Here is a 26,215-nt window from a genome sequence, read left to right on the forward strand (position 1 = left end):
AAGAGGAGTTCGAGATGCCGTTGGTTTCCGGAGCCGAGGTCGTGCTGGGTGCCGCCAAGGCGGGCAAGGGGGTCGGCGCGTTCAACGTGATCCAGTTGGAGCACGCGACCGCGTTGATCGCCGGTGCCGAGCAGGTCGGTGCGCCGGTCATCCTGCAGATCAGCGAGAACGCGGTGAAGTACCACGGCGCGCTCAAGCCGATCGGCGTCGCCACGCTCGCCGCGGCCTCCGCCTCGACGGTGCCGGTCGTGGTGCACCTCGATCACGCGATGGATCGCGACCTGGTCACCGAGGCCGTCTCGCTCGGCTTCACGTCGGTGATGTTCGACGCCTCGAAACTCGAGTACGCCGACAATGTCGCCGCGACCACCGAGGTGACCAAGTTCTGCCACGACCACGGCGTCTTCGTCGAGGCGGAGATCGGTGAGGTCGGCGGCAAGGACGGCGTGCACGCACCGGGCGCGCGGACCCGGCCGGACGAGGCGCTCGCTTTCGCCGAGGCGACCGGCGTCGACGCGCTCGCAGTTGCCGTCGGCTCGTCCCACGCGATGACCGAGCGGACGGCCGAGCTCGACTTCGCGTTGATCGCCGAGTTGCGGGCCGCCGTACCGGTTCCGCTGGTGCTGCACGGGTCGTCCGGCGTCGCGGACGCGGACCTGACCCGCGCCGTCGAGGCGGGCATGACGAAGGTCAACATCGCCACCCACCTCAACAACGTCTTCACCGCCTCCGTCCGCGAGACCCTCGCCGCCAACCCGGCCCTCGTGGACACCCGCAGGTACCTCGGCCCGGCCCGTACGGCGGTCGCCGCCGAGGTGGCCCGCCTCCTGACGATCCTGAAGGCGGTCTGAAGCAGTCGGAGTCCCCGCCTAGAGGGAAGCGCTGCCGCGGGTCCAGCCGCGGCGGAGTTCTTCGTGGGCGACCTGGACGCGCTCCCGGGCCGCCGGGTCGGGCACTTCGAAGTCGTCGAGCAGCCGACGGAGCGCCAGCTCGAGCGCGGCGACCACGGCCTGCTCCTCGGTGACCGGTGATTCGCAGATCCCGGCGACTCCCTCGGCGAGAGCGGCCAGCGCCGTCACCTCCTGCGGGCTGAGCTGGAGCCGGATCTCGGTTCGTGCTTCCACCTGCGCCTCCTCGGCATTGGTAGAGTCATCGTGCAATGCAACGGGTATGTTTCACAAGGGGGCTGGCGTGAGGAGCTCGGCGCGATGACGGTCACGGTCGACGAGACGCTGCGGGAAGCGACGGTCGCGGTGCTGGCCAAGCACGGCTGGGACGGCGTCACGCTGGAACGGGTGGCCGAGCAGGTCGGCCGGTCCAGGGTCACGTTGTGGCGCCAAGGTCTCACCGTCGAGGCATTGCTCAACTCGCTGCTCGACGCCCTGGCCAGCGATTACCGCGACGCGATGTGGCCGGTGCTGACGGCGACCGGGACCGGCCGGCAGGGCCTGGTCAACACGCTGAACGCCTTGTTCGAAGTACAGGATCGTCATCTGCCGTTGATGATGTCGTCGGATCTCATCTTCCACCGGGAGCAGGAACGCAACGGCTCGGTGATCTACCTGGAGCCGTTCGAACGGTTCCTGCGCGAAGGCGCGGAAGACGGCTCGCTGCACCCGCGCGGCCGGATCGACGACGTCGCCGAGATCGTGATGGTGAGTGCCGCGATGACGTACGTGCACATGCGCGGTCGCCACCACTGGTCCAAGTCCCGGGCCCGCCGGCTGACCCTCGACCTGATCCTCCGCGGACTGGTCGAGCCTTGATGCTCATGCAACATACCTGTTGCAATTCGTGCAACAACGGCGTTACATAGGGACCACCTACCATGCCGTTGAGGGGAACCGCCATGACACTTCCGTACGCCGAACCACTGACCAAGCTGGCCCCTGGCCCTCGGGTAATCCCTGAGCCGCCGCGGGTCGGCGAGCCCGGCGGGGATCCGTGCGGGCTCTGCGCCTGGATCTCCGATCCGGCCGCCTCCGGCCACGAGCCGCCGCTGTGGCAGAACGAGGACTGGGTGCTGTGCCGGGCGACCGGGATCACCATCCCGGGCATCGTCTGGCTGACCACCCGCGAGCACCACGATTCGTTCGCCGACCTGCCGGACCGGGTCGCCGCGAGCTACGGCGGCGTGGTCGCGCGGATCGAGCGGGCCATCCTGGCGCTCGGCGACATCGCCCGGGTGCACGTCTACCGCTGGGGCGACGGCTCGGCGCATTTCCACGTCTGGTTCTACCCCCGCCCGCTCGGCATGCTCGAAGCGCGCCGCGAGATGCTCGCGCTGTGGGCAGACCTGATGCCGGAGTTGCCGAAAGAGGTGGCCGTGGAAGCCGAGCAGAAGATCGCCGCGGCCATGAGGGCAGGTGACCCCCAGCCGTGACGGCAGCGGAGCAGCAGCCGGGCCTGGTCCGCGGACTGGGCGTGCCGGACGCGGTGGTGATCGGGCTCGGGTCGATGGTGGGCGCCGGGGTGTTCGCGGTCTGGGGGCCGGCCGCGCGGGCCGCCGGTGAAGGTCTGCTGGCCGGCCTCGTCATCGCCGCGATCGTTGCCTACTGCAACGCCGCGTCCTCGGCCCAGTTGGCCGCCGTCTATCCGGTGTCCGGCGGCGCCTACGTCTACGGGCGTGAGCGGCTCTCGCCGACCCTGGGCTTCATGGCCGGCTCCTGCTTCGTGATCGGCAAGACCGCTTCCTGTGCCGCGATGGCGCTCACCTTCGCGACGTACGTCGTACCGGATGCGGGCTGGCTTCGCCGAGGCGTCGCCTTGCTGGCGGTGGTCCTGCTGGCCGCCGTCAACTATCGCGGCGTGACTCGTACGGCGAGGTTGACCCGCATTCTGGTCGTCTGCTCGCTGACCGTTCTTGCGCTGGTTCTGGTGCTCCTGCAGACGTCGAACTCGACGCACCGGCTTCCGTCGGTGTGGCCCGGTGGAACGAGTGTCTACGGCGTCCTGCAAGCGGCCGGCCTGCTGTTCTTCGCTTTCGCCGGCTATGCCCGGATCGCGACGATGGGGGAGGAGGTCCGCGACCCGGCGCGGACCATACCCCGAGCCGTCTCCATCGCACTACTGGTTGCTGTGGGCATCTACTTGCTGATCGGGCTCGCCTTGCTGAGTTCGGTCGGCGCACCCGGCCTGGCCGCTTCCTCCGCACCACTTGCCACTGCAGTCAGTACCGCGGACGCGGCGTGGGCGATCCCTGTCGTCCGGATCGGTGCCGCGCTCGCCAGCCTCGGCGCACTGCTGGCCCTGATCGCGGGGATCGGCCGCACCACCTTGGCGATGGCCCGCAACGGCGACCTGCCCGGCTGGCTGGCCGCAGTACATCCGCGCTTCCGGGTGCCGCATCACGCCGAGATCGCCCTGGCCGTCGTGGTCGGTGTCCTGGTGCTGACCACCGATCTGCGCGGCGTCATCGGCTTCTCGTCGTTCGGAGTCCTGCTGTACTACGCGATCGCCAACGCGGCCGCCTTCACCCAGCCCCGGGACCAGCGTCGCTGGCCCCGGTTCGTCAGCGTCCTCGGACTGCTGGGTTGTGTCGTTCTGGCGTTCACGTTGCCGCCCGCCTCAGCCGTCACCGCTGCCGCAGTATTGGCTGTCGCGCTGCTGAGCCGGTGGCTGCTGGTCAGGTCAGGTCGCGCCGGATCCGCCAGAAGCTGAAGCCGGCCAGCAGGAACGCGAGCGCGACGAAGACCCCGGTCTCGCGCCACTGCAGATCCCAGAACCGGTTGGCCGGCACGTAGGAGATCTGTTGCCGGTAGCCCTCGTTCGCCAACCGCTGGAAGCAGGCTTCCAGGCTCTGTCGTGGCTGTTTCGAATCCTCGGCTCCTGGCGGCGGGGGCGCGCAGGCGCCGAACCAGGCGGGCAGCGACTTCTGGACCTTCCCGGCGGCATTCACCGTCTGGTCGGACAGCTTCCAGTCGCCGGGCCGGCCGAGCTCGACCTCGAGCCCTTTCACCAGTGGGCTGGTCGGTGACCCCTGGATCTGGAGCCCGCGCATGTTCTCGGTCGTCACGACCGCCGATGCCTTCGCCGGGGTGATGAGATGCGGCCGCAGCACCATGGGGGTGAAGATCTGCACCGCGATCACCACTGCCAGGGTGATGGCGACACCGACCAGACTGCGGCGGACCAGCAGACCGATCGCGACGCCCAGGGCGAAGGCGAAGGCCGTGTAGCCGATCGGGACGATGCCCCGGGCGGCGAACACCGAAGGCCACAGCCGAGGCACGAACGAGCCGGACTGGCCTGCGGCGACCGCGTCGTCGACCGGGTCGGACCAGCGCGTCACCGCCAGACTGAGCAAGCCGGTGGCGACCACGGCGGCCGTGCCGGTGAGACCGAGCTTGGTGAGCAGCCATTTCCGCCGGCTGATGCTCTGGGTCCACACCAGCCGGTGCGTCCCGGCCTCGAGCTCGCGCGCGATCAACGGTGCTCCCCAGAACGCACCGATCACCGGCGGAGCGGCGTACACGGCAACCAGGCCGAGGATGTACAACCGCTTGTTCCACTGCTGGAACTCCAGTTGGTCGAGGAAGCCGCTCTTGTTGACCTGGTAGCTGTGCAGCAGGCCGGGACCGGTCAGCAACAAAACGAAACCGATGAGCAGTACGGCGGTGAGGATCACCACGGCCTGCAGGCGGAACTGACGCCAGGTCAGCCAGATCATCTTTGGACCTCCAGGACCGGACGGTGGTTGTTCTGCTCGGGCGCGGACGGGCGGCCCATGTAGGCGAGGACCAGGTCCTCGAGGGAGAGCCGGCTGACCGTCCAGGCAGGATCGAGGATCGGTTGCTCGGTGCGGATCACCAACGTGGATTGACGATCCGTGTGACTGGCCGAGATCACGTGCTGGGCCGAGGGCAACGACTTCTCGTCGCGACGCGGGCCGCTGATCCGGTAGTGCGTCGCCAGCAGCGTCTCGATCTCGCCGCTGACCTGGACCCTGGAGTCGACCAGGACGATCAGGAAGTCGCAGGATCGTTCGACGTCGGAGACCAGGTGGGACGACAGCACCACACTGAGTTCCTGCTCGGCGACCGCCTCCATCAGGTCCTGGAGGAACTCTCGCCGGGCCAGCGGATCAAGGGCCGCCACCGGTTCGTCGAGGACCAGCAGTTCGGGCCGCTTCGAGATCCCGAGGGTGAGCGCGAGCTGCGCCCGCTGACCACCGGACAGCCGCCCGGCCCGCTGCTTGAGGTCGAGGCCGAGTCGCTCGATCCGCTTGGTGGCGATGGACTCGTCCCAGTCCGGGTTGAGTCGCGCGCCGAGCCGTAGGTGGTCGGCCACGCTCATCCTGCTGTACGTCGGGGTGTCCTGGGCGACGAAGCCGACCTTCGCCCGCTGCGAGGTGCCCGCGGGCTCACCGAGCACGGTGATCGAGCCACTGGTCGGGGTCAGCATGCCGACCGCGAGATGCAGCAGCGTGCTCTTACCGGCGCCGTTGGGGCCGACCAGGCCGACGACCCGGCCGGCGGGCACGTCGAGTGTGCAGTCCGACAGCGCCCAGCGCCGCCCGTACTTCTTGCCCAGTCCCTGGGCTTGCAGAACCGTGTTCACGCTATGTCCTCCTGGGCGGCGGTCCGAAAGGTGGCCAAGAAGAGAGCCTCGATGCTCTCGTCGTCGAGTCCGGCGCGGCGGGCCTTGGTGAGCCAGCGCTGCAGGTCCTGCCGGAGCGGACCGTGCGCGGCGAGCGAGGTGTCGGCCAGCGTCTGGGTGACGAACGTGCCGACGCCCTGCTTGGCCGACACCAGGCCCTCGTGCTCCAGCTCGCGATAGGCCTTCAAGACGGTGTTGGGGTTGATCGCGAGCTGGGCGACCACCTCTTTGACCGTCGGCAGCCGGTCGCCGATGCGCAACATCCCCAGCCGGAGCGCGTTGCGGACCTGCTGGACGATCTGCTGATAGGGCGAGACGCCCGACCGCTCGTCGAGATGGAACTCGATCATCCCGTTCTCCCATTCATCTAGTTAACTAGCACAATACGCTCATCCACTGCTCGGCCGTCAAGAGTGATCCCGGGCCGAGGGAGAATCTGGGAGTGACTGAGGCAGCGAAGGTGACCGTCCGCCAGGCCGTCGAGGAAGACAGCGCGGCACTGATCGAGTTGGAGAGGACCGCGTTCGACTCGCGGTCGGGGTTCCCGTCGTTCCGGACCGCCGTACGGGAGTCGTTCTTCACCGAGCGCTGCCAGCCGGAGCATGTGCTGGTGGCTGTGGACGGCGACGAGATCATCGGCTTCGCCCGGCTGACCGACAAGTACCCGTTCGTCGAAGGCGCCGGCGTACTCATGGTCGGCGGTCTGGCGGTGGCGCCGACAGCGCGCCGTCGCGGGGTCGGATCAGCGCTGCTGGAGGCGGTCGAGGCCGAGGGACGGCGGCGGGGCGCCCGCAAGATCAGCCTCAACGTCTTCGGCGTGAACACCGAGGCGCAGCGGCTCTACGCCAAGCACGGGTACGTCGTCGAGGCCCGGCAGACGGCGGAGTTCACCATCGACGGAGAGCTCATGAACGATCTGGGCCTGGCGCTGTTCCTTTGATCGCGGCGTAGCGGCGCAGGGACTCCTGCCGGGCTTCGGCGTGGTCGACGATCGGCCGCGGGTACGCCGGTACGTCGTGCTTCCACGGCTCGTGGACGGCCTTGCCGGCCAGGTCTGCGAGCTCGGGCACCCAGTGGCGGACATACGAGCCCGACGGGTCGAACTTGAGTCCCTGCGTGGTCGGGTTGAAGATCCGGAAGTACGGCGACGCGTCGGCGCCACAGCCGGCCACCCACTGCCAGTTCAGCGAGTTCGACGCGAGGTCGCCGTCCCGCAACTGCCGCATGAACCAGCGCGCGCCGTACTTCCAGTGCACATGCAGGTCCTTCACCAGGAACGAGGCGACCACCATCCGCACCCGGTTGTGCATGAACCCGGTCTCGGCCAGTTGCCGCATCCCGGCGTCGACGATCGGGTACCCCGTCAGGCCGTTGCACCAGGCATCGAAGGCGTCACCCGGTTCGTCGTACTCCATCTGCTCGAACTCCGGCCGCAACGGTTTCCAGGCCGCATCCGGGTAGCGGGCCAGCAGGTCGGCGCAGAACTCGCGCCAGGCGAGCTCGCGCCGGTACGAGTCCGCGCCCGCACTGCGTCTGCGGGCCAGGTCGGCGAGCATCGTCCGGGGGTGGATCTCGCCGTACTTCAACGGCACCGACATCCGCGAGGTCGAATTCAGATCCGGCCGGTCCCGAACAGCGTCGTACTCCGCGACGTCGTCCAGGTATTCCTGCCACCGCTCCCGTACCGCGGTCTCACCGGCTCCGTCGACGGCCGGTCCGTCCAGGAGTTCACCTTGCTTCGCGATCCACTTCACCTTGTCCGGCGCCTTCACCGGCTGACGCCAGCCGTGTTCCAGCCAGCTCCGGAAGTACGGCGTGAAGACCTGGTACGACGCGCCCTGCTGGGTGAGCACCCGGCCGGGCGCGACGGCGTACGGGGATCCGGTCGTGACGAGCGGGCAGTCGAGTGCCTTCTCGACCTCGGCGTCCCGGCGGCCGCCGTACGGGCCGAAGTCGGCCGCGATGTGCACGCCGGCCGCCCCGATCTCGGCTGCGAGCTCGGGAACGACCTCGGCCGGGTCGCCACGGCGTACGACGAGGTTGCCGTCCATCGAGTCCGACAGGGACCGCAGGGATGCCAGCAGGTGGTTGCGGCGGGGATCGCCGGCCTTGTCCCACAAGGCGGGATCGAGGACGAACAGGCCGAGGACCGTTCCGTCACCGGCTGCCACCGCATCCAGCAGCGCCGGATTGTCCGCGAGGCGCAGATCGCGCCGGAACCACATCACCGCAGGAGCCATCAATCCATCTTGGTCGATGCACAACTTTGAGCCCACTTGAGGTCTACTCGGTCCACCCGGTCCCGCTCGGGGTCCGGCGATTGGTAAGGCTTGCCTATGTGAGTGAGAATGGTTGTCGTGAGCGAGCTGATCGATACCACCGAGATGTACCTGCGGACCGTCTACGAGCTGGAAGAAGAAGGCATCCTGCCGCTGCGCGCGCGGATCGCCGAACGGCTGCACCAGTCCGGCCCGACGGTCAGCCAGACGGTGGCGCGGATGGAGCGTGACGGCCTGGTCACGGTCGAGGGCGATCGGCACCTGGAGCTCACCGAGGTCGGCCGGATGCAGGCGACCCGGGTGATGCGCAAGCACCGGCTGGCCGAGCGGCTGCTGGTGGACGTGATCGGCCTGGAGTGGGAAGACGTGCACGCGGAGGCCTGCCGCTGGGAGCACGTGATGAGCGACGCCGTCGAGCTGCGGCTGCTGAAGATCCTGGACAACCCGACCGAGTCGCCGTACGGCAACCCGATCCCGGGCCTGGAGGAGTTGCAGAAGGACAGCGCGGTGACCGAGATCGGCGAGTTCCGGTTCGGCGTCGAGCCGCTCGACAAGGTGCTGGACGCCGCCACCGGCGAGAGCGTCCGGGTGCTGGTCCGGCGGATCGCCGAGCCGGTGCAGACCGACGACGACGCGATGTCCGTACTGCGGCGCGCGGGCGCGCTGCCCGGCCGCGAGGTCGACTCGATGCTCGACGCAGAGGGCGTCCTGGTCGGCAGCCGCGAGGCCGGCGGCATCATCAGCGACGAAACCGCCGGCCACATCTTCGTCTCGGTCGTCTAGTTAAGACCTCTATTAAGTCACCGGTACCGATCGCACTGGATGCTGTACTCAGTGTGGTCAGGCAGTAACGTCTGACGGCGATGCCTGAGAACGAGATCGACTGGCCCGGGTACTTGCGGCAGTTCCACACCGCGACCCCGGGCAGTACCGAAGCCCTGCTGTCCCGCGCCGTGTCGGGCGACCACACGCCGTACCGGTGGCTGGTCCGTGCCGTGTCCGCGGAGTCGCGCCGGATCCTGGACCTGGCCTGCGGCAACGGTCCGGTCGCCCGCGAGCTGTACGGCCGGTGGGTCGTCGGCGTCGACAACAACTCGGTCCAGCTGAGCGGATCGCCCGGGCCCAAAGTGCAAGCGGACGCGGTGCACCTCCCGTTCGCCAACGAAGCGTTCGACGTCGTGACCTGCTCGATGGGCCTGATGGTCCTGCAGCCGCTGCCAGAGGTGCTCGCCGAGGCTGCTCGCGTACTGCGGCGGGGAGGCGTGCTCGCGGCAACCGTCCCAGCCGTCCGCCCGCTGCGTCGGGGTGACATCCGGACCCTGTCCGGGCTGACCACGCGACTCCGGTCGACGCCGCAGTTCCCGGCGGGTGGTGAGATCACCGGCCTGCGCGACCTCCTTCGCGCGGCCGGCTTCGACGTATTGGAGAGTCAGCGCGAGCGCTACGCGTACACCGTGCGCTCGATCGACGACGCGCGCCGCCTGGTCGGCGCGCTTTACCTGCCTGGCGGTTCGGACACGCGGCGCGAGACCGCCGCGACCTGGCTCGCCGAGCGCGCCGAATCCAAGGAAGGCGGCCTGGAGGTCGCGATCCCGGTGCGCCGCATCACGGCGATGCGCACGAAGCTGGCCCTTCCGTAGTACGCCGTCTCAGCGGTCACCAGTTGGGCGGCCGGGACGGGTGACGCGTTCGGTGGGTACGGTTCTCGGGTGACTGCTCTGGTCTGGTCGGTTCGCTCGGTGGATCACGCCCTCGACGGCGAGACGGTCTACCGCGAACTACTGGCCGGTGAGCAGGTCGCCTTCTGGCTGGACGGGAGTCTGACCGACCGCGCCGAGCGCCGCGTCTCGGTGCTCGGTACGTCGGCCGGTGCCGATGTCGAGGTCGTCGTACGGGATGTCGCCGACGGTGACGTCTTCGCGGAGTTGCAGGGGTTGCTTGCCGCCAAACGAGCCCGGCTGGCCGCAGTACCGGCGCAGTTGGCGGGTCTCTTCAATGGTGGGTATGTCGGGTACTTCGGGTACGAACTCAAGGCGTTGACCGGGGGAGCGGCGGCTCACGAGGCGGCGACGCCGGACGCGTTGTGGATCTGGGCGAACCGGTTCGTCGTCATCGACCACGACGCCGAGGTCAGCCATCTCGTCGCTGTGCACTCGCCTGATGATCACGCCGCGGCTGCCTGGACGGAGTCGTCGACAGCGAACTGGTGGATGAGCGGGCGTGACCAGCCTCCGGTCGCGGCGCTGGATCTCGAAGCCCATCTGGAGCAGGACCGCGCGACGTACCTGGCCGGGATCGATGCGTGTATGGCCGCGCTCGAGGCCGGCCGGACGTACGAGGTCTGCCTGACGAACCGGGTCCGGTTGCCGGCCGTGCAGGACCCGCTCGAGTTCTACCTGTGGCAACGCGAGCGCAACCCGGCGCCGTACTCGGCCTTCCTCCGGTACGGCGAACTCGCGGTGGCGAGCTCGTCGCCGGAGCGATTCCTGACCGTCGATGCGGACGGGTGGGCCGAATGCCGCCCGATCAAGGGCACCGCGCCGCGCTCGGACGACGCGGCGCAGGACCAGTTGGCCGCGAAGGCACTCGCCGAGGACGAGAAGACCCGCGCCGAGAACCTGATGATCGTCGACCTGATCCGCAACGACCTGGGCCGGGTGAGCGAACCGGGCACGGTCCAGGTGCCGCAGTTGATGGCCGTCGAGAGCTACTCGACGATGCATCAACTGGTGACGACGGTGCGGGGCCGGCTGCGAACCGACGTGGACGCGCTGGACGCCGTACGGGCTTGTTTTCCGCCGGGTTCGATGACTGGTGCGCCGAAGATCGCGACGATGGAACTGCTCGATTCGCTGGAGTCGAGTGCTCGCGGCGTGTACTCGGGCGCGCTCGGCTACCTCACCGTGGACGGCCGCGCGGATCTCAGCGTGGTGATCCGTACGGCGGTACTCACACCGGACGCCACGGTCGTCGGGGCCGGCGGCGCGATCGTGCTCGACTCGGATCCGGCGGCGGAGTACGACGAAATGGTGCTCAAGGCAACGGCAACGATCGGTGGGGTTTCGTGAACGCTTTACTGGTGGCGGATTCGTTCTTGATTGCCGCAGGCAAGGTTCGTGGTCTCGAGTTGCATCGGGAGCGGTTCACCGCTTCGTGTGCCGCGGCCGGCTTCGACGGCGCGGGTGAGTTCTGGGACGGGTCGCTGTCTCGTATCCCTACCTTCGGCCGCTGGTTCCCGCGTTTCGAGCTCTCGTCGGACGGGCCGGCTCTGCAGGTACGCCCCGCACCCTCGACCGGCGGACGGATCCGGGTGGCGATCCACACCGGCCCGGACCCTCGGACGACGCCGCTCGTCAAAGGCCCCGACCTGGAAGCGCTCGCCGCCCTGAAGCAGCAGGCCTTCGCCTCGTACTCCGCCGACGAACTCCTCTTGGTCGACACCGACGGCGTCGCCCTCGAAGCGGCGTACTCCGCTCTCGCGTGGTGGGAAGACGACACCCTCTGCTTCCCGCCTTCCGACCGCCCGTTCCTCCCCTCTGTCACCGCTCGCCTCGTCCGCCAACTGGCTTCAACACAAGGCGTCCCCACCGCCGAACGCGCCCGCACCGCCGACGAACTCGCGTCGTACGAGACCTGGCTCCTCAACGCCCTCCACGGCATCCGCCCCATCCACGCCTGGAACCACGGCCCCATCGACCCCCTCCCCGCCTCCACCGCCACCACCTGGCAATCCCACCTAGCAGCCTTGGCCCGCTCCCTCTAACCCCGCCCGTACGCCGGCAAACACCCACGCGCCTCCTACGTCGTCGCTCCCGCCCGCCCGTGGTCGCCGCTCCTGCGTCGCGGCTCGGTGAGTGCATCCCACGCGTCTCCTGGTTGGTGAGCTCGCATCTCAACCGAGCTCGTCGGTCTGCAATAGTCGCTCGGTGCTCGAGATGAGCAGCACCCGCGCGACGCGTGCTCACCACGTGCACGGAGTCCCCTCGATCGCGCTCGTCCGCCGGCTACACATCACACTCTCGGGCTTGCGGAAAACTGATATCACTATGCTACCGTCGTGATAGACGACTTTGAAGGGGAGAGCGATGAGTGCGGATGTTGATGTGATGGTGGAGATGCCCAAGCCGAAGGTGACCGAGCGGTCGGCGCGGGATTTGAATGGCTGGCCGTTGCTTGGCGTGGCCTTGCTGTTGATCGCCGCCGGGATCGCGTTGTTCAGCGTCGGGGTGAGCGGCGAGCACATCGCGCTCGTCGTCGTCGCCGTGCTGCTGTTCCTGGCCGGTCTCGTCGTCTCGGCGGGACTCACCCCGGTGTCGCCCGGACGTGCCCGGGTGCTGCAGATCCTCGGCCGGTACGCCGGCACGATCCGCACCGACGGTTTGCGCTGGGTCAACCCGATCTCGGTCCGCACGGAGATCTCCACCCGGATCCGCAACCACGAGACGGCCGTTGCCAAGGTCAACGATGCCGACGGCAACCCGATCGAGATCGCGGCCGTCGTCGTGTGGCAGGTGGAGGACACGGCGCAGGCGCGGTTCGAGGTGGACGACTTCGTGGAGTTCGTGGCGATCCAGACCGAGACCGCCGTACGGCACATCGCGAACAGCTACCCGTACGACGTCCACAACCTCGAGGGCGGTCTGTCCTTGCGGGACAGCACGGACGAGATCACCGGGACGCTCTCGGCGGAGATCGCTGCCCGGGTGCAGGCGGCCGGCGTGCACGTGATCGAATCACGCATCACCCACCTCGCCTACGCCCCTGAGATCGCCCAGGCGATGCTGCGTCGCCAGCAGGCCGGCGCCGTCGTCGCCGCTCGTCAGCAGATCGTCGAAGGCGCGGTCGGCATGGTCGAGATGGCACTGGAGAAGTTGTCCGAGCGGAACGTCGTCGAGCTCGACGAAGAGCGCAAGGCAACCATGGTCAGCAACTTGATGGTGGTGCTCTGCGGCGACCGTGACGCCCAACCGGTGGTCAACACCGGCTCGCTCTACCAGTGAGCTAGCCGGTGGCCACCGAACGCAAGCAGCTTCTGCTCCGCCTGGATCCGGTCGTCCACGACGCCTTGGCTCGCTGGGCCGCCGACGACCTGCGCAGTACCAACGCCCAAATCGAGTTCCTCCTCCGCCGAGCTCTCGCCGACGCCGGCCGCCTCCCGGCCGACGTCGGCAAGATGCGTCCCCAGGGCCGCCCCCGCAAGGACAAGACCTGAGCCTCGGTACTTCGGAGTTGGCGCACCTGGACGTCCAGGTGCTACGGTTCGTTGGTCAAGTAATGAACCTACGAACCACAACGACTGGAGAGGAACGCGGTGTTCGACGATCGCAGCCCGATCTATCTCCAGATCGCGGAGCAGATCAAGAACGACATCGTCACCGGCGCCCTCGGCGAGGACGAGCAGGTGATGTCGACGAACCAGTACGCCGCGTTCTACCGGATCAACCCCGCCACCGCGGCCAAGGGTTTCGCCCAGCTCGTCGACGAGGGCGTGTTGTACAAGAAGCGCGGGATCGGGATGTTCGTCAGCCCGAAGGCGCGCGAGCTGCTCCGGACCGGGCGGCGGGCTTCGTTCTTCGCGGAGGTGGTCGATCCGATGATCCGCGAGGCCGAGGCGATCGGCGTGCCGTTGAAGGACGTGGTCGAACACATTCACAACCGCGAGTCCGGAGGGGGCGCACGATGAACGGTCTGGGAGTGCGGACCGAGAAACTGACCGTCCGGTTCGGCGACGTACCGGCTGTCGACTCGCTGGATCTCCGGCTCGCTCCGGGCAAGATCCATGGTCTGCTGGGACGCAACGGATCGGGCAAGAGCACGCTGGCGGCGACGTTGGCCGGTTTCCGGGCCCCGTCGGACGGCCGGGTGCTGATCGAGAGCGACGAGTTCGACCAGGCCCGCGAGCCGTACGAGGATGCGATCGTGACCAGCCGGGTCTGCCTGATCCGCGAATCCGGTGACCTGGTCGACAGCGCACCCGTGCGGCACGTTCTCGGTCTCGCGAGCAGTCTGCGGCCTTACTGGGATGGCGATCTGGCCGGCGAGCTCCTCGACAAGTTCGAGGTGCCGGTCCGTCAGCGGGTGCAGAAGTTGTCCCGCGGCAAGAAGTCCGCGCTCGGCGTCGTCCTCGGGATCGCGAGCCGAGCCCCACTGACGATCTTCGACGAGAGCTACCTGGGCATGGACGTACCGTCCCGCAACCTCTTCTACGACGCGTTGCTGGCCGACTATGCCGAGTTCCCTCGCACGATCGTGCTGTCCACCCACCTGGTCAGCGAGGTCAGCTCGCTGCTGGAGGAGGTCGTCATCCTCGATCGCGGCCGGCTGGTCACCCAGGCGCCGGTCGATTCGCTGCGAGGCCGCGGTGCCTCGATCGTCGGCCCGGCCGCACTGGTCGACGAGCTGACTGCCGACCTGATCGTGCTGGCCGAGCAGCGGCTGGGCGGGACCAAATCCACCACGGTGCTCGGCGATCTGGACGACGCGCTGCTGGCGAAGGCGCGATCGGCGGGTCTCGAGGTCGGCCCGGTCGGTCTGCAGGAGCTGTTCGTCCATCTGACCGGAGCCAGGGAGGGCACGCGATGAGCGCGACCGCGACAGACGTCCGTACTGCGGCTCTGCCAGGCACCGTCACGGCGAGCGGCCGCCTGCGCCGCGTGCTCCAGGCGATGGTGATCGGGCTCCGGCCGATGATCCTCGGGTACTGCCTGGTGATGGTCGTGACCTTCGCGATCGGCGGCCTGATCACTCAGTTCGCCGGCGGCATCGATCACAGCATGTGGGACTACGGCACCCAGTCCCCGAAGTACTTCTCATCCGCCATCGGCATCACGCTCACCCCAGCACTGTTCACGCTGATGATCGCGTACGGCGTGACCCGGCGGATGTTCGCCGTTGCCAGCAGCATCATGCTGGTCGGGGCTGCGACGGCGATCGCGCTGCTCTGGGTGGTGGTCTACCAGGTGGAACGCGTCATCTACGACTCGGCCGGACTGACCCAGACGCTCACGAATCAGCACCTGTTCACGAGCACGTCGCAGGTCGGCCTGATCTTCCTCGAGTTCTTCCTGCTGATCGTGTCGCACGAGGTCGCCGGCTGGGTGATCGGCATCGGCTTCTACCGGTTCGGTTTCTGGAAGGGGCTCGCGCTGCTGCCCCTGGGCCTGGTTCCGGCGGCCGCCGCCGAATTCCTCCTGGTCGCGCAATGGCTCGCCCAGGCACTGGAGAACACCGGCTACCACCGCCCCCCGCTGGCCGTCGCAGTACCGGGAGTGCTCGCTGTGAGCGCCCTCGGTCTGTACTACGGCTACCGCCTGCTCCGCCCGATGGGCCTCAAACCCGCCAAGGGCTGACCTCACCCGCTCAACCACCACGCCCTGCAGTCCCTAGGGAGGCTCCGCCATGCCCGAAAACCAACCTGCCAACTTGGTTGTCGTCGACAACCTGCGCAAGACCTACGGCGCGACCGTGGCCGTCGAGGACGTCTCACTGACCGTCCGGGCCGGCGAGATCTTCGGCATCCTCGGCCCGAACGGCGCAGGCAAGACGACCACGGTCGAGTCGATCGCCGGCCTCCGGACGCCGGACGCCGGCACGATTCGGGTGCTCGGACTGGATCCGCAGCGGCACCGCGGCGAGATCACCTCGCTGGTCGGCGTACAACTGCAGGCGAGTGAGCTGCCGGACCGGATCAAGGCAGGCGAGGCGCTCGAGCTGTACGCGTCCTTCTACCCGTCGCCGGCCGACCCGGCCGACTTGCTGGAGCGGCTCGGCCTGACCAAGGTCCGCAACACCGCGTTCGCGAAGCTGTCCGGTGGCCAGCAGCAACGGTTGTCGATCGCGCTCGCGCTGATCGGCAACCCCAAGATCGCGATCCTCGACGAGCTCACCACCGGCCTCGATCCGCAGGCCCGCCGGGACACCTGGGAGCTGGTCAAGCAGATCCGCGACGACGGCGTGACGATCATCCTGGTCACGCACTTCATGGCGGAGGCCGAATACCTCTGCGACCGCATCGCCATCATCGACGGCGGTCGCGTGGTCGCGCTGGACACACCGGCCGGCCTCGTCGCCGGTGCCCGGTCGGAGCAGCGGATCAGCTTCCGCGTCGCCGGCGTACTCGAGGACGACACGATCCTCAGCTCGCTGCCCGCGGTGCACGACGTCCGCCACGAAGGCGACCGGATCGTTGTCACCGGCAACGATGACCTGCTCGTGAGCGTCGTCACCGAACTGGCCGGCCGCGGCCTCGCTCCGGTCGACCTGCACACCGAGCAGGCCAGCTTGGACGATGTATTCCTCGCCCTGGCCGGGCGTGACTTCGAAGGAGCGGACCGATGAGCCAGACCCTGACCCTGACCCGGATCGAGAGCAAGCTGTTCGTCCGCGAGTGGGCCGGCCTCTTCTTCGTCTTCGTGCTGCCGGTCGGCCTGCTGACGATCTTCTCGTTGCTGGACACCGGTGGCGACAACTCCGACGGCGTACCGGCGAGTTTCCTGCCGACGATGGCGATCGGAATCGGAATCGGCATTCTCGGAATGGCAACCCTGCCGATGATCCTGGCCGGCTACCGGGAGAAGGGTGTACTGCGGCGGATGGCGACCACGCCGGTCCGGCCGGTCAAACTGCTGGTCGCCCAGCTTCTCCTGCACCTGGCGGCGGCCGTCGTGGTGATCACCCTCATCCTCGGACTCGGCCGGCTCGCCTTCGGGGCCGCGCTGCCCGCCTCGCCGCTCCCGTTCGCCGTTGCCGCGATCCTGTACTCCGTTGCCGAACTCTCCATCGGTCTGCTCATCGCCGGCCTCGTCTCGACCGCCAAGGGGGCCAGTGTCGTCGGCAACATCCTGTTCTTCCCGAGCATGTTCTTCGCGGGCGTCTGGACGCCGGGCGACCTGATGCCGCATGCCATCCGCTGGGTCCGCGACATCACTCCGATGGGAGCCGGCATGACGAGCATGCAGGACGCCTGGTCCGGCCACTGGCCAGGTCCCGCTCATCTGATCGCATTGGTTGCCGTGACCGCCGCCTGCATCACGCTGGCAGCCAAGTTCTTCCGCTGGGAATGACCTGTACTCCGCGCTGCCGCGGAAGGTTGCTCACGGTCACCCGCTGTCGGTGTCAGCGCGGGTTATGCACAGGGGGTGTGTATAAGTCGGGTGATTTCTGTGGACGGTCGGGCACGCGCTGTGGACGACACGCGCGGGGTCGCGAATTGCCGGAAAGTCTTGATCAGAAGGGCTTGTGCCGTTCCGATGCGAAAGGTAGAAATGTCGACACGCCGTTCTCTCGGGAGCGGCGGGTCGGACGGAAACCGAGGACCCTAGCGGTGGGGATCCCCACCGAGGTAGACCGGTGACGGGGTCTGCCGGACCCGACGGACCCGTTCGGGAAGCTGGAGACGTCACCTTCCTTCAGCTCTGTGTAAGGCCCCTCCGACTCATACTCGGAGGGGCCTTGCTTCTTCTCCGAGTCCTCCTCCGAGCGCACGGCCGAGCGGCCGGCGTCCAGGAAGTCCTGTCCGCCGGCCGCCCGTGCCCCCAGGGTTCAGCGCAGCGTGATCCGCACCGCGGAATGCGACCCGTGCGCCGCCACCTGCACCTCGGTACCACGTGTCGTCGTGACCAACTTGTACTGCGCGCTCCGGCCGTCCACCGAGACGGAGGCAAGCTTCGCCCCGGTCGGCAGAACGGCCCCGATCGTCACGGCGGCACGGAGGCCGTGGGTCGTCACCTCGGTAAGAATCGCCTTGTTTACAAGGCGCGAGCTGACATCGGCCGATCCACGTCCGAGCCGGATGTTGCTACCGGCCACCTTCTGCTGGCCCGCCGGAATCTGGGGCACGATCGACACCTTGCCGTGACCGAGATCGGGGTCGACGCCGAGTTGCTGGTGCACGACCGGCCAGAGGATGCCGTAGGTGCCCCACGCCTGCATGGTCATCGAACGATCCGTGAACGCGCGGTCGATGTTGGCCGGCGAGTCAGGCGACGGCGCGATCTCCGGCATCCCGCCCGGGGTCTCCCAGACCTGCGGATCGAGCTGGATCCGCGCGTTGCCGGTCGTGTACACCTGCTGCTGCTTCGGGCCGAGCCGACCGAAGTTGCCCTCGGCAACTGCCATGATCGAGGTGTTCAGCGAGAAGATGCTGCGCTCGCTCTTCACCGCGGAGACCACCTGGTCGCAGGACGGTCCGGGGTTGCCGGCCGGATCGGACGTCGGCCCGGTGCCGGTGTGGAACAGGCCGAATTCACCTGTGTAGCAAGGCTTCTCGCGCTGGTCGAGCGCGATCTTCGCATGCTCCGGCGACGCCAGTGGCGCGTTGCCGACCTCCGCCTCCATCGGTGTGACACCGGTCCAGTGCCGCTGGAAGATCGGGGTGTTGTCGTTCGCCGGGTTGGCCGGGTCGTCGATCGAGTCGGCGTACCCGAAGGCCTGCGCGACCCACCACTGACCCTCGAACCGCCGCTGGAGGTCGTCGGCCTTCGCCGTCGCCCACTGCTGGGTCGCCCGGTCGTGCTTGGAGCCGGCCAGGTCGGCGAGATCACGCAGTCCGCGAGCGAGGTACACCGTGCTGTCCAGCTTCTCCGAACCCATCCCGCTGCGTTCGACGTTCGCCAGGCCTTCCGGCCAGCCGTCGTGGTCGGCATCCAGTTCGCGGTACACGTACTTCAGGTTCCGCACGCTGAAGTCGTACATCGCGTCGCGGAACCGGTTGTCGCCGGTCCAGCGCCACAACAGCGCGACGATGCTGGGGAACTTCACGGTCTCGTCTGTGTTGCCCGCGCTCGTGTTGGAGCCGAAGTACACGTCGCCGGTCGGGGTGACCTCGTGCGCGACCTTGCCGCTGCGGTTGTTGAGGATGTCGCTGACGTCGCGCAGAGCGCGCAGGTGAGCCTTCACCGTGTCGAACTGTCCGGCCGCGACCGCGGCGTACGAGGTGTACTCGCCGTCCGTCGCGAAGAGCCAGGGGTAGTCCGGGAAGCCGGCGCCGAACCAGCGGGCGACATCGACCGTGCCGGACGGAGCAGGGTACGACTTGCCTTCGTTGACGTCGCGGATCTGCAGGTGGTGCGCCTCCTGCACCGAGTCGGCGAGGTTCTGCTTGCTCCACTCGACGCTTTGCTGCAGTAGCCGGTCACCAGGCAGGTCCACTGACGACATCGAGTCGATCCGGTTGCGGCTGGCAACCTTTGCCTTCAGCAACCGGCTGGGGTTGCTGATCGCCTTGCGGTACTCGTGTTGCGCGGCGCCCGGTCCGTCGTCCGAGCCGGCGACCGCGAACCAGATCGTCGTGGTCTTGCCGGGCTTGAGATCGAGGCTGTAGGTGAGCCGGCCGCCGGTGCCCTTGCCGAACGCGGTGTCGTCGCAGTGTTTGGGTGCGTCGCCGTCGGCCGGGCAGATCACGGCCGGGTCCTGCGGGCCGCGGTGGTTCGCGCCGAGTGCGTGGCTGGTCGGACGCAGGGACGATCCGACCAACGCGGTGTAGTTGTGCGCGGCGGCATTGGCGACGGGCGGTGTGCCCTGGTCGCGGAACCGCAGCGTGCCATCGGCGTACGAGCCGGTGTCGGGGAGGTTCGTCTGAGCCGCGTTCGGCGTGGTGCCTCCCCATGGGTAGGCCGGCATCAGCTCGGAGTGCGCGTCGACGTCGAGGGTCACCGTCTTCGCCTTGGTTGCTTTCAGCGTCAGTCCGACGACCGTGGCGCGGAGGCCGTCCGGGACGAAGTCGGTGCGCTGGACGGTGACGTTGCCGGGATAGTCGATCCGCTGGTAGCCGTGCCCGCTCGTGTACTTCGCGGCCGCGACGTCCTTGCCGAGCCAGTTGCCATCGAGGCCGAACCACAGTCCGTCGAGGAGTTTCAGCGGCGGCGTCCAGATCCCGCCCATCTCGCCGCGGGTGTGCCAGCCGGTCGCGGGATACAGGCCGGTCTCGTCGCCCATCGCATAGGCCCGGTCCCCGACAACCAACGACCGCCGATCCGCCAGCCGCCGAGTCTCCGACAACTCACTCGGGCCTTGTACTCCGGACGGTGACCCGGCTGCCGTAGTACGGGCGTTGCCCAGTACGCCGGCGGCCGGAGTACCAGGTGCGCCCGATGCCCGCGTGTTGGCGGCGGCGGGCGACCCCGTCGTACCGGCAGTGCCTGGTGGTCCGGCCGTAGCGGGGGAGGGGAGGGCGGCAGCGCCGAGGGCGAGCACTGTCGCGAGCAGGCCGGCTGGGCCGGCGATGGATTTGGTTCGTCCGACAGGGCGGGGCGTCATGACGGTTCCTCCTTCTCGCGGTGCGTCGTGCACCGCATCAGCCCGGGGCTGAGCTGCCCCTGATGACTAGTTCCGGTTGCAGCAGCCGCTCGGTCGACCTGGGCTGCTGGGTGGACTCGTCCGATACTGCGGAACTGCTGTGCTTGTCGGTGAGGATGGCGATCAGTTCGCCGGCGATCTGGTCCATCGGCTGGCGGATGCTGGTCAGGCCGGGCGACACCACGGACGCGAGCGGCGAATCGTCGAAGCCGGTGACGCCGACGTCGACTCCCGCGGTCAGCCCGCGGGCGCCGAGTTCGCGGAGGGCGCCGAGAGCGAGAATGTCGCTGATGGCAACGATCCCGTCGACGCCCTGACCCGAGTCGAGCAGTTCGGCGGTCGCCCGCGCGCCTTCCTCGATGGTGTCCTCGGTGCAGCGGACCGCGAGATTCTTGGTCGGCAGGTCGAGCTCCTCACAGGCTTTGCGCCAGCCGCTCAACCGGTCCTCGGCGAGACCCGACGTCTTCGGCCAGCTGAGGAAACCGATCCGCCGCCGACCGGTCTCGTGCAGATGCCGTACGGCGGTCGCGCAGCCGACGGCCCCGTCGACATCGACGAACGGACCCGGCTGCGTGGTCTCACCCCAGACCCGCCCGAACGACACGAACGGGATCTGCTGCTCCCGCAGCCAACCGTGCCGCGGATCATGCGTCTCGGTCTGCGAGAGCACGAAGCCGTCGACCAGCCGCCGCGCGTGCAGGTCTTCGTACACCGGCATACCTTTGAGGCCGACCGGGGCGGTGAAGAGCAGGATGTGCCGCGCGGTGGCTTCGGCCGCGCCGCACAGGGAGTGCAGGAACTGGTCCATCACCAGGTGCGCCTGACCGTGCGGCCAGCTCGGTACGCAGTACCCGATCAGTTCGACCGCGCTGGTGCGGAGACTGCGAGCGTTACGATTGGGCCGGTAGTTGAGCAGCTCGATCGACTTGGTGACCCGCTGAAGGGTGTCAGGCCGAAGCCGGTGCGGTGCGTTCAGGGCGTTCGACACGGTCTGAACCGAAACCTCCGCATGAGCGGCAACCTGCTTCAACGTAGCCACGACGACCCCTCCACTCCGGCGAGACGCCCTTTTGAACGTTAAAACTCCCCGGCAGTCTCACTCCCAACCCCCTTCCGTGTCAACGGCCCACCCCACGTCGACTCGGGCTGGGGTTCTTCCCCACGCAGTCTCCTACGTCGCCTGCTCCCGCCCACCCGTGGTCGCGGGCTCCTCGGTCGCCCGCTGGGCGAAGGCGGCCTGGTGGGGTGAGCTCGTGTCGGTCAGGTGTGCCGGGTGCTGGCGACTCTTGCAGAGAACTCTGGTTGGTTTCCCGCGCCCCCGTCCGTGGTCGCGGGCTCCTGCGTCACCCGCTGTGTGAGGGCGACCTGGTGGGGCCGGCTGGTGTCGATCAGGTGGGCCGCCTGGTTGGCGGGCTTGTGGCGGTCAGGTCGGGCGAGGTGTGCTTATGCGAGTTGTGGCGGACCGGCCCGGAGGATTTCGTGGGCGTCGGCGAGTGGGCCTGGTGGGATCCAGCGGCCCCACCAGGTGGCGCCGGCTTGGGCGAAAGCTGCTGGGTCGCCGCCGCTGACCTTCACGTCGAAGGTCGCGCTCGGAGCCTCGGCGAGGAGGGTGCGGACGTCGTCAGGGGTGACCTGCTGGGGAGAGTCGGTGCTGCCCTTGTACGCCGTACTGCCGTCCCAGCGCGCGATGCGGCGCCGTACCGACGGGATCAGCAAGTTGCCACCGACCCAGATCGGGATGCGCGGGCGTTGGATCGGTCGGGCCGTCAGTTGGGCGCCGTCGAGGGCGTAGTGCTTGCCGCTGAATGTCACCGGTTGGCCGGTCCACAGCGCGTCGATGATCTCGAGTGCTTCGTCCAGTTTCTCGGCGAGGATGCGCGGCTCGCCTTCGCCCTTCATGAACGGATCACCCGGATCGCCGATCCCGACACCGAGGACGAGTCGGCCGCCCGACAGGTGATCGAGCGCGACCGCCTCGGCGGCCAGTTGCCAAGGGCGACGACGCGGCACCGGCGTCACCGTCGTACCGAGTCTCACCGTCGACGTCGCGGTCGCCATCGCGGCCAGACAGATCCACGGATCGTATGTCGGCTGCGACGAATCCCCTTGGTAGACGAGGTAATCCTCCATAAACACCCCGTCCCACCCACAGTCCTCAGCCATCCGCGCCAACTCCGCCAGCCCGCGCGGATCCCGCCCCACCCCCACCGCCCCGAACGTCACCGAAAACCTCATCCCCCCAAACTAACCACCGCCACCGACACCCCCGTACTACGAGTCGTCGGCCGAGGCGGCGCCCACAGCACACCTTCCAGCGGACTGCCATGTACTACGAGTCGCCGGCTGAGGCAGCGCTCACAGCACACCTTCCAGCGGAACTGCCTGTACTGCGGGTCGCCGGCTGAGGCCGGCGCCCACCGCACAGGTTCCAGCGGGCGGCGTGCGCATCGACTGAGGTCGCGCGACGTAGGTGGACCGGGTGGTATGCGGCCGCCGGGCGATCCGGCGACCGTCGTACCGGGTGGATCGACGGGTGGCGAATCAGGTCGCATGGCCGTCGTCGTACGAGGGCGGCGGTGGGTTGGGGTCAGGCGGTGTGGCCGCCGTCGAGGGTCAGTTCGGTGCCGGTGAGGTAGGCGCCGGCGGGGCCGGCGAGGTAGGTGACCGCGGCGGCGATCTCTTCGGGGGTGCCGAAGCGGTCGAGGGCGAGGAAGGATCGCTGGGCTTCGGCGAAGGGACCGTCGGCGGGGTTCATCGAGGTGTCGATCGGGCCGGGCTGGATCACGGTCGAGGTGATGTTGCGGTGCCCGAGTTCGCGGGCGAGGCCTTTGCTCAGGCCGATCAGGGCCGACTTGCTCATCGCGTACAGCGTCATCCCGGGGCTGGTCACGCGAGCCGCCGCGCAACTGCCGATGTGGATCATCCGGCCGCCGTCCGACAGCACCGACGCGGCCGCCTGCGCCGCGACGTACGCCCCACGCACGTTGACCGCCAGCACTCGATCGACATCCTCGAGCGAGAGCTCGCTGATCATCCCGATCGCCCCGACGCCCGCATTGTTGACCAGGATGTCGAGCCCGCCGAGCACGTCGGCCGCCCGCGCGACCGCACCCTTGATCGCCTCGGCATCCGCGGCATCCGCCTCGATCGCGAACCCCCGCCGCCCGGCCGCCTCGATCCGCTTGACCACCTGGGCCGCATCGTCCGGCGAACTCCGGTAGGTGATCGCCACGTCCGCCCCACGCTCCGCCAGCGCAACCGCCGAAGCCGCACCGATCCCACGGCTTCCGCCCGTCACCAGAGCCAGCTTCCCGGTCAGTTCAGTCATCGTCATCACTACCACTTTCGTCTTGTACTACGGACTTTCCGCTCCTCCATTCCACGTCCCGGCCCCGGCAACCGCTGGCGGAAAAACGACCCCGGATCCTGACGTCGCTTTTCCGCCACCAGGCTCCAGACATCGCAGTACCAGGTCGATGGCGTAAAACCGCTAGAGACTGTCGGTGCCAGCAGGGATGCTGGGGTGGTGCACGAATGTCGCGAGCGGTGTGTGCGGGCCGTCCAGTCCAAGGACGCCCGCTTCGACGGCTGGTTCTTCACGGCGGTGCTGACGACGAAGATCTACTGCCGGCCGAGTTGCCCGGTGGTGCCGCCGAAGGTCGAGAACATGCAGTTCTATCCGAGCGCGGCGGCCGCACAGCAAGCTGGTTTCCGCGCTTGCAAGAGGTGCCGTCCGGATGCGAGTCCGGGGTCCCCGGAGTGGAACGATCGCGCCGACCTGGTCGCGCGGGCGATGCGATTGATCGGCGACGGTGTGGTCGACCGTGACGGCGTACCGGGTCTCGCCGCGCAACTCGGCTACAGCGTCCGCCAGGTGCAGCGACAGCTCCAGGCGGAGCTGGGCGCGGGCCCGCTGGCTCTGGCTCGCGCTCAGCGTGCGCAGACCGCGCGGCTGCTGATCGAGACCAGCCCGCTCCAGATGGCCGACGTTGCTTTCGCCGCGGGCTTCTCGAGCGTCCGGACCTTCAACGAAACCGTGCAAGAGGTGTTCGCTCTCGCACCGAGTGAGCTCCGCAGTCGCGCGAAGAAAGGCACGAGCCCGAGCGCACCGGGCACGATCTCGCTACGCCTGCCGTTCCGCGCGCCACTGACACCGGACAACCTCTTCGGTCACCTCGTCGCGACCGGCGTCCCCGGCGTGGAGGAGTGGCGCGACGGTGCTTACCGGCGCACGCTCCGCTTGCCGCACGGGCACGGCGTGGTCGCCCTGAAGCCGATGCCCGACCACATCGCCTGCCAGCTGTGGCTCACCGATCAACGCGATCTCGCGATCGCGATCAGCCGGTGCCGCCGGATGCTCGACCTGGACGCGGACCCGATCGCGGTCGACGAGCAACTCCGCACCGACCCGATGCTCGCACCCCTGATCGACAAGGCGCCCGGGCGACGGGTGCCGAGGACGGTGGACGGGCCCGAGTTCGCAGTACGGGCCGTGCTCGGGCAGCAGGTGTCGACAGCGGCTGCGCGAACTCACGCGAGCCGGTTGGTGCAGGCGTACGGCGATCCGATCGACGATCCGGCCGGCGGGTTGACCCACTTGTTCCCGCGGATGGAGGCGCTGGCCGGGCTCGATCCCGAGACACTGGCGTTCCCGAAGTCCCGGCGTACGACGCTGACGACCCTGATCGCCACGCTGGCCGCCGGCGAGATCGACCTCGGCGCCGGCAGCGACTGGGACAAGGCGCGCGAGCAGTTGGCGGCGCTACCCGGTATCGGCCCGTGGACCGTCGAGTCGATCGCGATGCGGGCGCTCGGCGACCCGGACGCCTTTGTGGCCAGCGATCTGGGTATCCGCTACGCCGCCCGTGACCTGGGGTTGCCGGAGGCACCGAAAGCATTGATCGAGCATGCGCGGGCCTGGCGGCCTTGGCGCGCGTACGCCGTGCAGTATCTGTGGGCGACCGGAGACCATGCCATCAACAAGATCCCGGAGTGACATGAGTGAGCTGACCACCGACCGTCTGTTGCTACGCCAGTGGAAGGACAGCGACTACGAACCGTTCGCGGCGCTGAACGCCGATCCCGCCGTGATGGAACACTTCCCGGCGCCGATGACGCGGGAGGCCAGCGATGGCTTCGTGGACCGGATCCGGGCGGATCTCGACCGGCGCGGGTTCGGGTTGTGGGCGCTGGAAGTGCGCGAGACCGGGGAGTTCATCGGCTTCACCGGACTGTCGGTGCCGAGCTTCGACGCGCACTTCACCCCGGCGGTCGAGATCGGCTGGCGGCTGGCTAAGGGGGCCTGGGGCAACGGGTATGCGACCGAGGCGGCCTTGGCCTCGCTGGCGTACGGGTTCGGGCCGGCCGGCCTGGACGAGATCGTGTCGTTCACGGCGACCACCAATCTGCCCTCGCAACGGGTGATGCAGCGGATCGGGATGACCCACGACGAAGCCGGCGACTTCGACCACCCTCGGCTCGAGCCCGGCCACCGGCTCGAGCGGCATGTCCTGTACCGGATCAGCCGGACGCAATGGGAGAGCCGGTCGTGACCTATGCGGTGATCGACAGTCCGGTCGGGCTGCTCACCCTGGTCTCGTCCGCGGACGGCGAACTGACCGGCCTCTACATGGAGCAGCATCGCCATCGGCCGGAGCTGGAAACGTTCGGTGCGCGCGACGACGCAGTACTGCCGGCTGTGGCTGAGCAGTTGCGCGAGTACTTCGAGGACGGGCGGACCACCTTCGACGTACCGCTCCGGATGCAGGGCACCCCTTTCCAGCAGCGGGTCTGGGCGGCGCTGCAAGAGATCCCGTACGGCGAGATCACGACGTACGGCGAACTGGCGGCGTCCCTCGGTTTCGTCCCGGGCGCCTCCCGCGCCGTCGGTCTCGCGAACGGGAAGAACCCGATCAGCATCATCGTCCCGTGCCACCGGGTGGTCGGCTCGAACGGCAGCCTGACCGGGTACGGCGGCGGCCTCGGTCGCAAGCAGCACCTGCTCGACCACGAGCGTGCCGACGTGCTGTTCTGAATTCCGGGAT

Annotated in this window: 28 protein-coding genes; 19 read left to right on the plus strand and 9 right to left on the minus strand. The window is 68.4% G+C overall.

The genetic code is table 11. The features are described from left to right. Nucleotides 1–14 precede the first annotated feature (14 nt). Nucleotides 15–851 (plus strand): class II fructose-bisphosphate aldolase, encoded by an 837-nt coding sequence (locus tag EV138_RS23380; RefSeq protein ID WP_133980928.1) that lies wholly within the window; start codon nucleotides 15–17, stop codon nucleotides 849–851. An 18-nt stretch (nucleotides 852–869) separates the two neighbouring features. Here the strand turns inward: EV138_RS23380 and EV138_RS23385 are convergent, their stop codons facing one another. Continuing rightward, nucleotides 870–1,124, minus strand: a complete 255-nt coding sequence (locus EV138_RS23385) for a hypothetical protein (RefSeq protein WP_133980929.1) — start codon at nucleotides 1,122–1,124, stop codon at nucleotides 870–872. Nucleotides 1,125–1,208: 84 nt separating this feature from the next. Between EV138_RS23385 and EV138_RS23390 the strand changes: the two genes are divergently transcribed. From EV138_RS23390 to EV138_RS23400, 3 genes are all read left to right on the plus strand, one after another. Next, nucleotides 1,209–1,766: a TetR/AcrR family transcriptional regulator gene (locus EV138_RS23390; protein WP_133980930.1), complete on the plus strand. Its 558-nt coding sequence runs from the start codon at nucleotides 1,209–1,211 to the stop codon at nucleotides 1,764–1,766. 83 nt (nucleotides 1,767–1,849) lie between these two features. After that, nucleotides 1,850–2,383, plus strand: a complete 534-nt coding sequence (locus EV138_RS23395; RefSeq protein ID WP_133980931.1) for an HIT family protein — start codon at nucleotides 1,850–1,852, stop codon at nucleotides 2,381–2,383. Then, complete coding sequence (locus EV138_RS23400) at nucleotides 2,380–3,660, plus strand: APC family permease (RefSeq protein WP_238158304.1); 1,281 nt, start codon at nucleotides 2,380–2,382, stop codon at nucleotides 3,658–3,660. The genes EV138_RS23395 and EV138_RS23400 overlap by 4 nt, the downstream gene beginning before the upstream one ends. Here the strand turns inward: EV138_RS23400 and EV138_RS23405 are convergent. From EV138_RS23405 to EV138_RS23415, 3 genes are read right to left on the minus strand one after another with little or no spacing between them, the layout of a single operon-like run. Then, nucleotides 3,626–4,669: an ABC-2 membrane transporter-related protein gene (locus EV138_RS23405; RefSeq protein WP_133980932.1), complete on the minus strand. Its 1,044-nt coding sequence runs from the start codon at nucleotides 4,667–4,669 to the stop codon at nucleotides 3,626–3,628. The genes EV138_RS23400 and EV138_RS23405 overlap by 35 nt on opposite strands. Continuing rightward, the gene (locus EV138_RS23410) at nucleotides 4,666–5,559 is read right to left on the minus strand and encodes an ABC transporter ATP-binding protein (RefSeq protein WP_133980933.1); all 894 of its coding nucleotides are present in this window, start codon (nucleotides 5,557–5,559) and stop codon (nucleotides 4,666–4,668) included. Before EV138_RS23410 ends, EV138_RS23405 begins: the two co-directional genes overlap by 4 nt. After that, the gene (locus EV138_RS23415; protein WP_112242662.1) at nucleotides 5,556–5,948 is read right to left on the minus strand and encodes a GntR family transcriptional regulator; all 393 of its coding nucleotides are present in this window, start codon (nucleotides 5,946–5,948) and stop codon (nucleotides 5,556–5,558) included. Before EV138_RS23415 ends, EV138_RS23410 begins: the two co-directional genes overlap by 4 nt. A gap of 92 nt (nucleotides 5,949–6,040) precedes the next feature. Between EV138_RS23415 and EV138_RS23420 the strand changes: the two genes are divergently transcribed. Beyond that, nucleotides 6,041–6,538: a GNAT family N-acetyltransferase gene (locus EV138_RS23420; protein ID WP_238158305.1), complete on the plus strand. Its 498-nt coding sequence runs from the start codon at nucleotides 6,041–6,043 to the stop codon at nucleotides 6,536–6,538. Here EV138_RS23420 and EV138_RS23425 read toward each other — a convergent pair. After that, complete coding sequence (locus tag EV138_RS23425) at nucleotides 6,504–7,838, minus strand: cryptochrome/photolyase family protein (protein ID WP_133980935.1); 1,335 nt, start codon at nucleotides 7,836–7,838, stop codon at nucleotides 6,504–6,506. The two genes, EV138_RS23420 and EV138_RS23425, sit on opposite strands and share 35 nt — an antisense overlap. A 108-nt stretch (nucleotides 7,839–7,946) precedes the next feature. Between EV138_RS23425 and EV138_RS23430 the strand changes: the two genes are divergently transcribed. From EV138_RS23430 to EV138_RS23480, 11 genes are all read left to right on the plus strand, one after another. Further along, the gene (locus EV138_RS23430) at nucleotides 7,947–8,660 is read left to right on the plus strand and encodes an iron-dependent transcriptional repressor DtxR (protein ID WP_133982078.1); all 714 of its coding nucleotides are present in this window, start codon (nucleotides 7,947–7,949) and stop codon (nucleotides 8,658–8,660) included. An 80-nt stretch (nucleotides 8,661–8,740) separates the two neighbouring features. Further along, the gene (locus EV138_RS23435; RefSeq protein ID WP_133980936.1) at nucleotides 8,741–9,517 is read left to right on the plus strand and encodes a class I SAM-dependent methyltransferase; all 777 of its coding nucleotides are present in this window, start codon (nucleotides 8,741–8,743) and stop codon (nucleotides 9,515–9,517) included. 69 nt (nucleotides 9,518–9,586) lie between these two features. After that, nucleotides 9,587–10,945, plus strand: coding sequence for an aminodeoxychorismate synthase component I (pabB, locus tag EV138_RS23440; protein WP_133980937.1), 1,359 nt, complete (start codon nucleotides 9,587–9,589; stop codon nucleotides 10,943–10,945). An 11-nt stretch (nucleotides 10,946–10,956) separates the two neighbouring features. Further along, the gene (locus EV138_RS23445) at nucleotides 10,957–11,640 is read left to right on the plus strand and encodes an aminotransferase class IV (protein WP_238158307.1); all 684 of its coding nucleotides are present in this window, start codon (nucleotides 10,957–10,959) and stop codon (nucleotides 11,638–11,640) included. A gap of 322 nt (nucleotides 11,641–11,962) precedes the next feature. Beyond that, complete coding sequence (locus EV138_RS23450; RefSeq protein ID WP_133980939.1) at nucleotides 11,963–12,877, plus strand: SPFH domain-containing protein; 915 nt, start codon at nucleotides 11,963–11,965, stop codon at nucleotides 12,875–12,877. Between the two features lie 8 nt (nucleotides 12,878–12,885). Further along, nucleotides 12,886–13,089, plus strand: a complete 204-nt coding sequence (locus tag EV138_RS23455) for a type II toxin-antitoxin system antitoxin (RefSeq protein ID WP_133980940.1) — start codon at nucleotides 12,886–12,888, stop codon at nucleotides 13,087–13,089. A gap of 99 nt (nucleotides 13,090–13,188) precedes the next feature. After that, nucleotides 13,189–13,560, plus strand: a complete 372-nt coding sequence (locus EV138_RS23460) for a GntR family transcriptional regulator (RefSeq protein WP_133980941.1) — start codon at nucleotides 13,189–13,191, stop codon at nucleotides 13,558–13,560. Then, nucleotides 13,557–14,459, plus strand: coding sequence for an ATP-binding cassette domain-containing protein (locus EV138_RS23465; RefSeq protein ID WP_133980942.1), 903 nt, complete (start codon nucleotides 13,557–13,559; stop codon nucleotides 14,457–14,459). Before EV138_RS23460 ends, EV138_RS23465 begins: the two co-directional genes overlap by 4 nt. Beyond that, complete coding sequence (locus EV138_RS23470) at nucleotides 14,456–15,226, plus strand: hypothetical protein (RefSeq protein ID WP_133980943.1); 771 nt, start codon at nucleotides 14,456–14,458, stop codon at nucleotides 15,224–15,226. Before EV138_RS23465 ends, EV138_RS23470 begins: the two co-directional genes overlap by 4 nt. A 49-nt stretch (nucleotides 15,227–15,275) precedes the next feature. Beyond that, on the plus strand, nucleotides 15,276–16,214 hold the full coding sequence (locus tag EV138_RS23475; RefSeq protein ID WP_133980944.1) for an ABC transporter ATP-binding protein: 939 nt from the start codon (nucleotides 15,276–15,278) through the stop codon (nucleotides 16,212–16,214). After that, nucleotides 16,211–16,939, plus strand: a complete 729-nt coding sequence (locus EV138_RS23480) for an ABC transporter permease (protein ID WP_133980945.1) — start codon at nucleotides 16,211–16,213, stop codon at nucleotides 16,937–16,939. The genes EV138_RS23475 and EV138_RS23480 overlap by 4 nt, the downstream gene beginning before the upstream one ends. 478 nt (nucleotides 16,940–17,417) lie before the next feature. Here the strand turns inward: EV138_RS23480 and EV138_RS23485 are convergent, their stop codons facing one another. The 4 genes from EV138_RS23485 to EV138_RS23500 form a co-directional block, all read right to left on the minus strand. Next, nucleotides 17,418–20,132, minus strand: coding sequence for a glucosidase family protein (locus EV138_RS23485; RefSeq protein ID WP_238158308.1), 2,715 nt, complete (start codon nucleotides 20,130–20,132; stop codon nucleotides 17,418–17,420). A 37-nt stretch (nucleotides 20,133–20,169) separates the two neighbouring features. Next, a complete protein-coding gene (locus EV138_RS23490; RefSeq protein WP_133980946.1) occupies nucleotides 20,170–21,210 on the minus strand; it encodes a LacI family DNA-binding transcriptional regulator in 1,041 nt (346 codons plus the stop codon). 404 nt (nucleotides 21,211–21,614) lie between these two features. After that, nucleotides 21,615–22,406: an LLM class flavin-dependent oxidoreductase gene (locus EV138_RS23495; protein WP_133980947.1), complete on the minus strand. Its 792-nt coding sequence runs from the start codon at nucleotides 22,404–22,406 to the stop codon at nucleotides 21,615–21,617. A gap of 352 nt (nucleotides 22,407–22,758) precedes the next feature. Then, entirely contained in the window at nucleotides 22,759–23,505 is a 747-nt protein-coding gene (locus EV138_RS23500; RefSeq protein WP_238158309.1) for an SDR family NAD(P)-dependent oxidoreductase, read from the minus strand. A gap of 189 nt (nucleotides 23,506–23,694) precedes the next feature. Here EV138_RS23500 and EV138_RS23505 point away from each other — a divergent pair, with 189 nt between their 5' ends. Genes EV138_RS23505 through EV138_RS23515 form a run of 3 tightly spaced genes read left to right on the plus strand, consistent with a single transcriptional unit; the run spans nucleotide 23,695 to nucleotide 26,205 of the window. Continuing rightward, nucleotides 23,695–25,167, plus strand: coding sequence for an AlkA N-terminal domain-containing protein (locus EV138_RS23505; protein WP_369410813.1), 1,473 nt, complete (start codon nucleotides 23,695–23,697; stop codon nucleotides 25,165–25,167). 1 nt (nucleotide 25,168) lies between these two features. Beyond that, nucleotides 25,169–25,723, plus strand: coding sequence for a GNAT family N-acetyltransferase (locus tag EV138_RS23510; protein ID WP_133980948.1), 555 nt, complete (start codon nucleotides 25,169–25,171; stop codon nucleotides 25,721–25,723). Further along, on the plus strand, nucleotides 25,720–26,205 hold the full coding sequence (locus EV138_RS23515; protein ID WP_305000176.1) for a methylated-DNA--[protein]-cysteine S-methyltransferase: 486 nt from the start codon (nucleotides 25,720–25,722) through the stop codon (nucleotides 26,203–26,205). Before EV138_RS23510 ends, EV138_RS23515 begins: the two co-directional genes overlap by 4 nt. The last annotated feature ends 10 nt before the right edge of the window (nucleotides 26,206–26,215 follow it).

This window comes from Kribbella voronezhensis (assembly GCF_004365175.1).
In the GTDB taxonomy this organism is placed as follows: Bacteria; Actinomycetota; Actinomycetes; order Propionibacteriales; family Kribbellaceae; genus Kribbella; species Kribbella voronezhensis.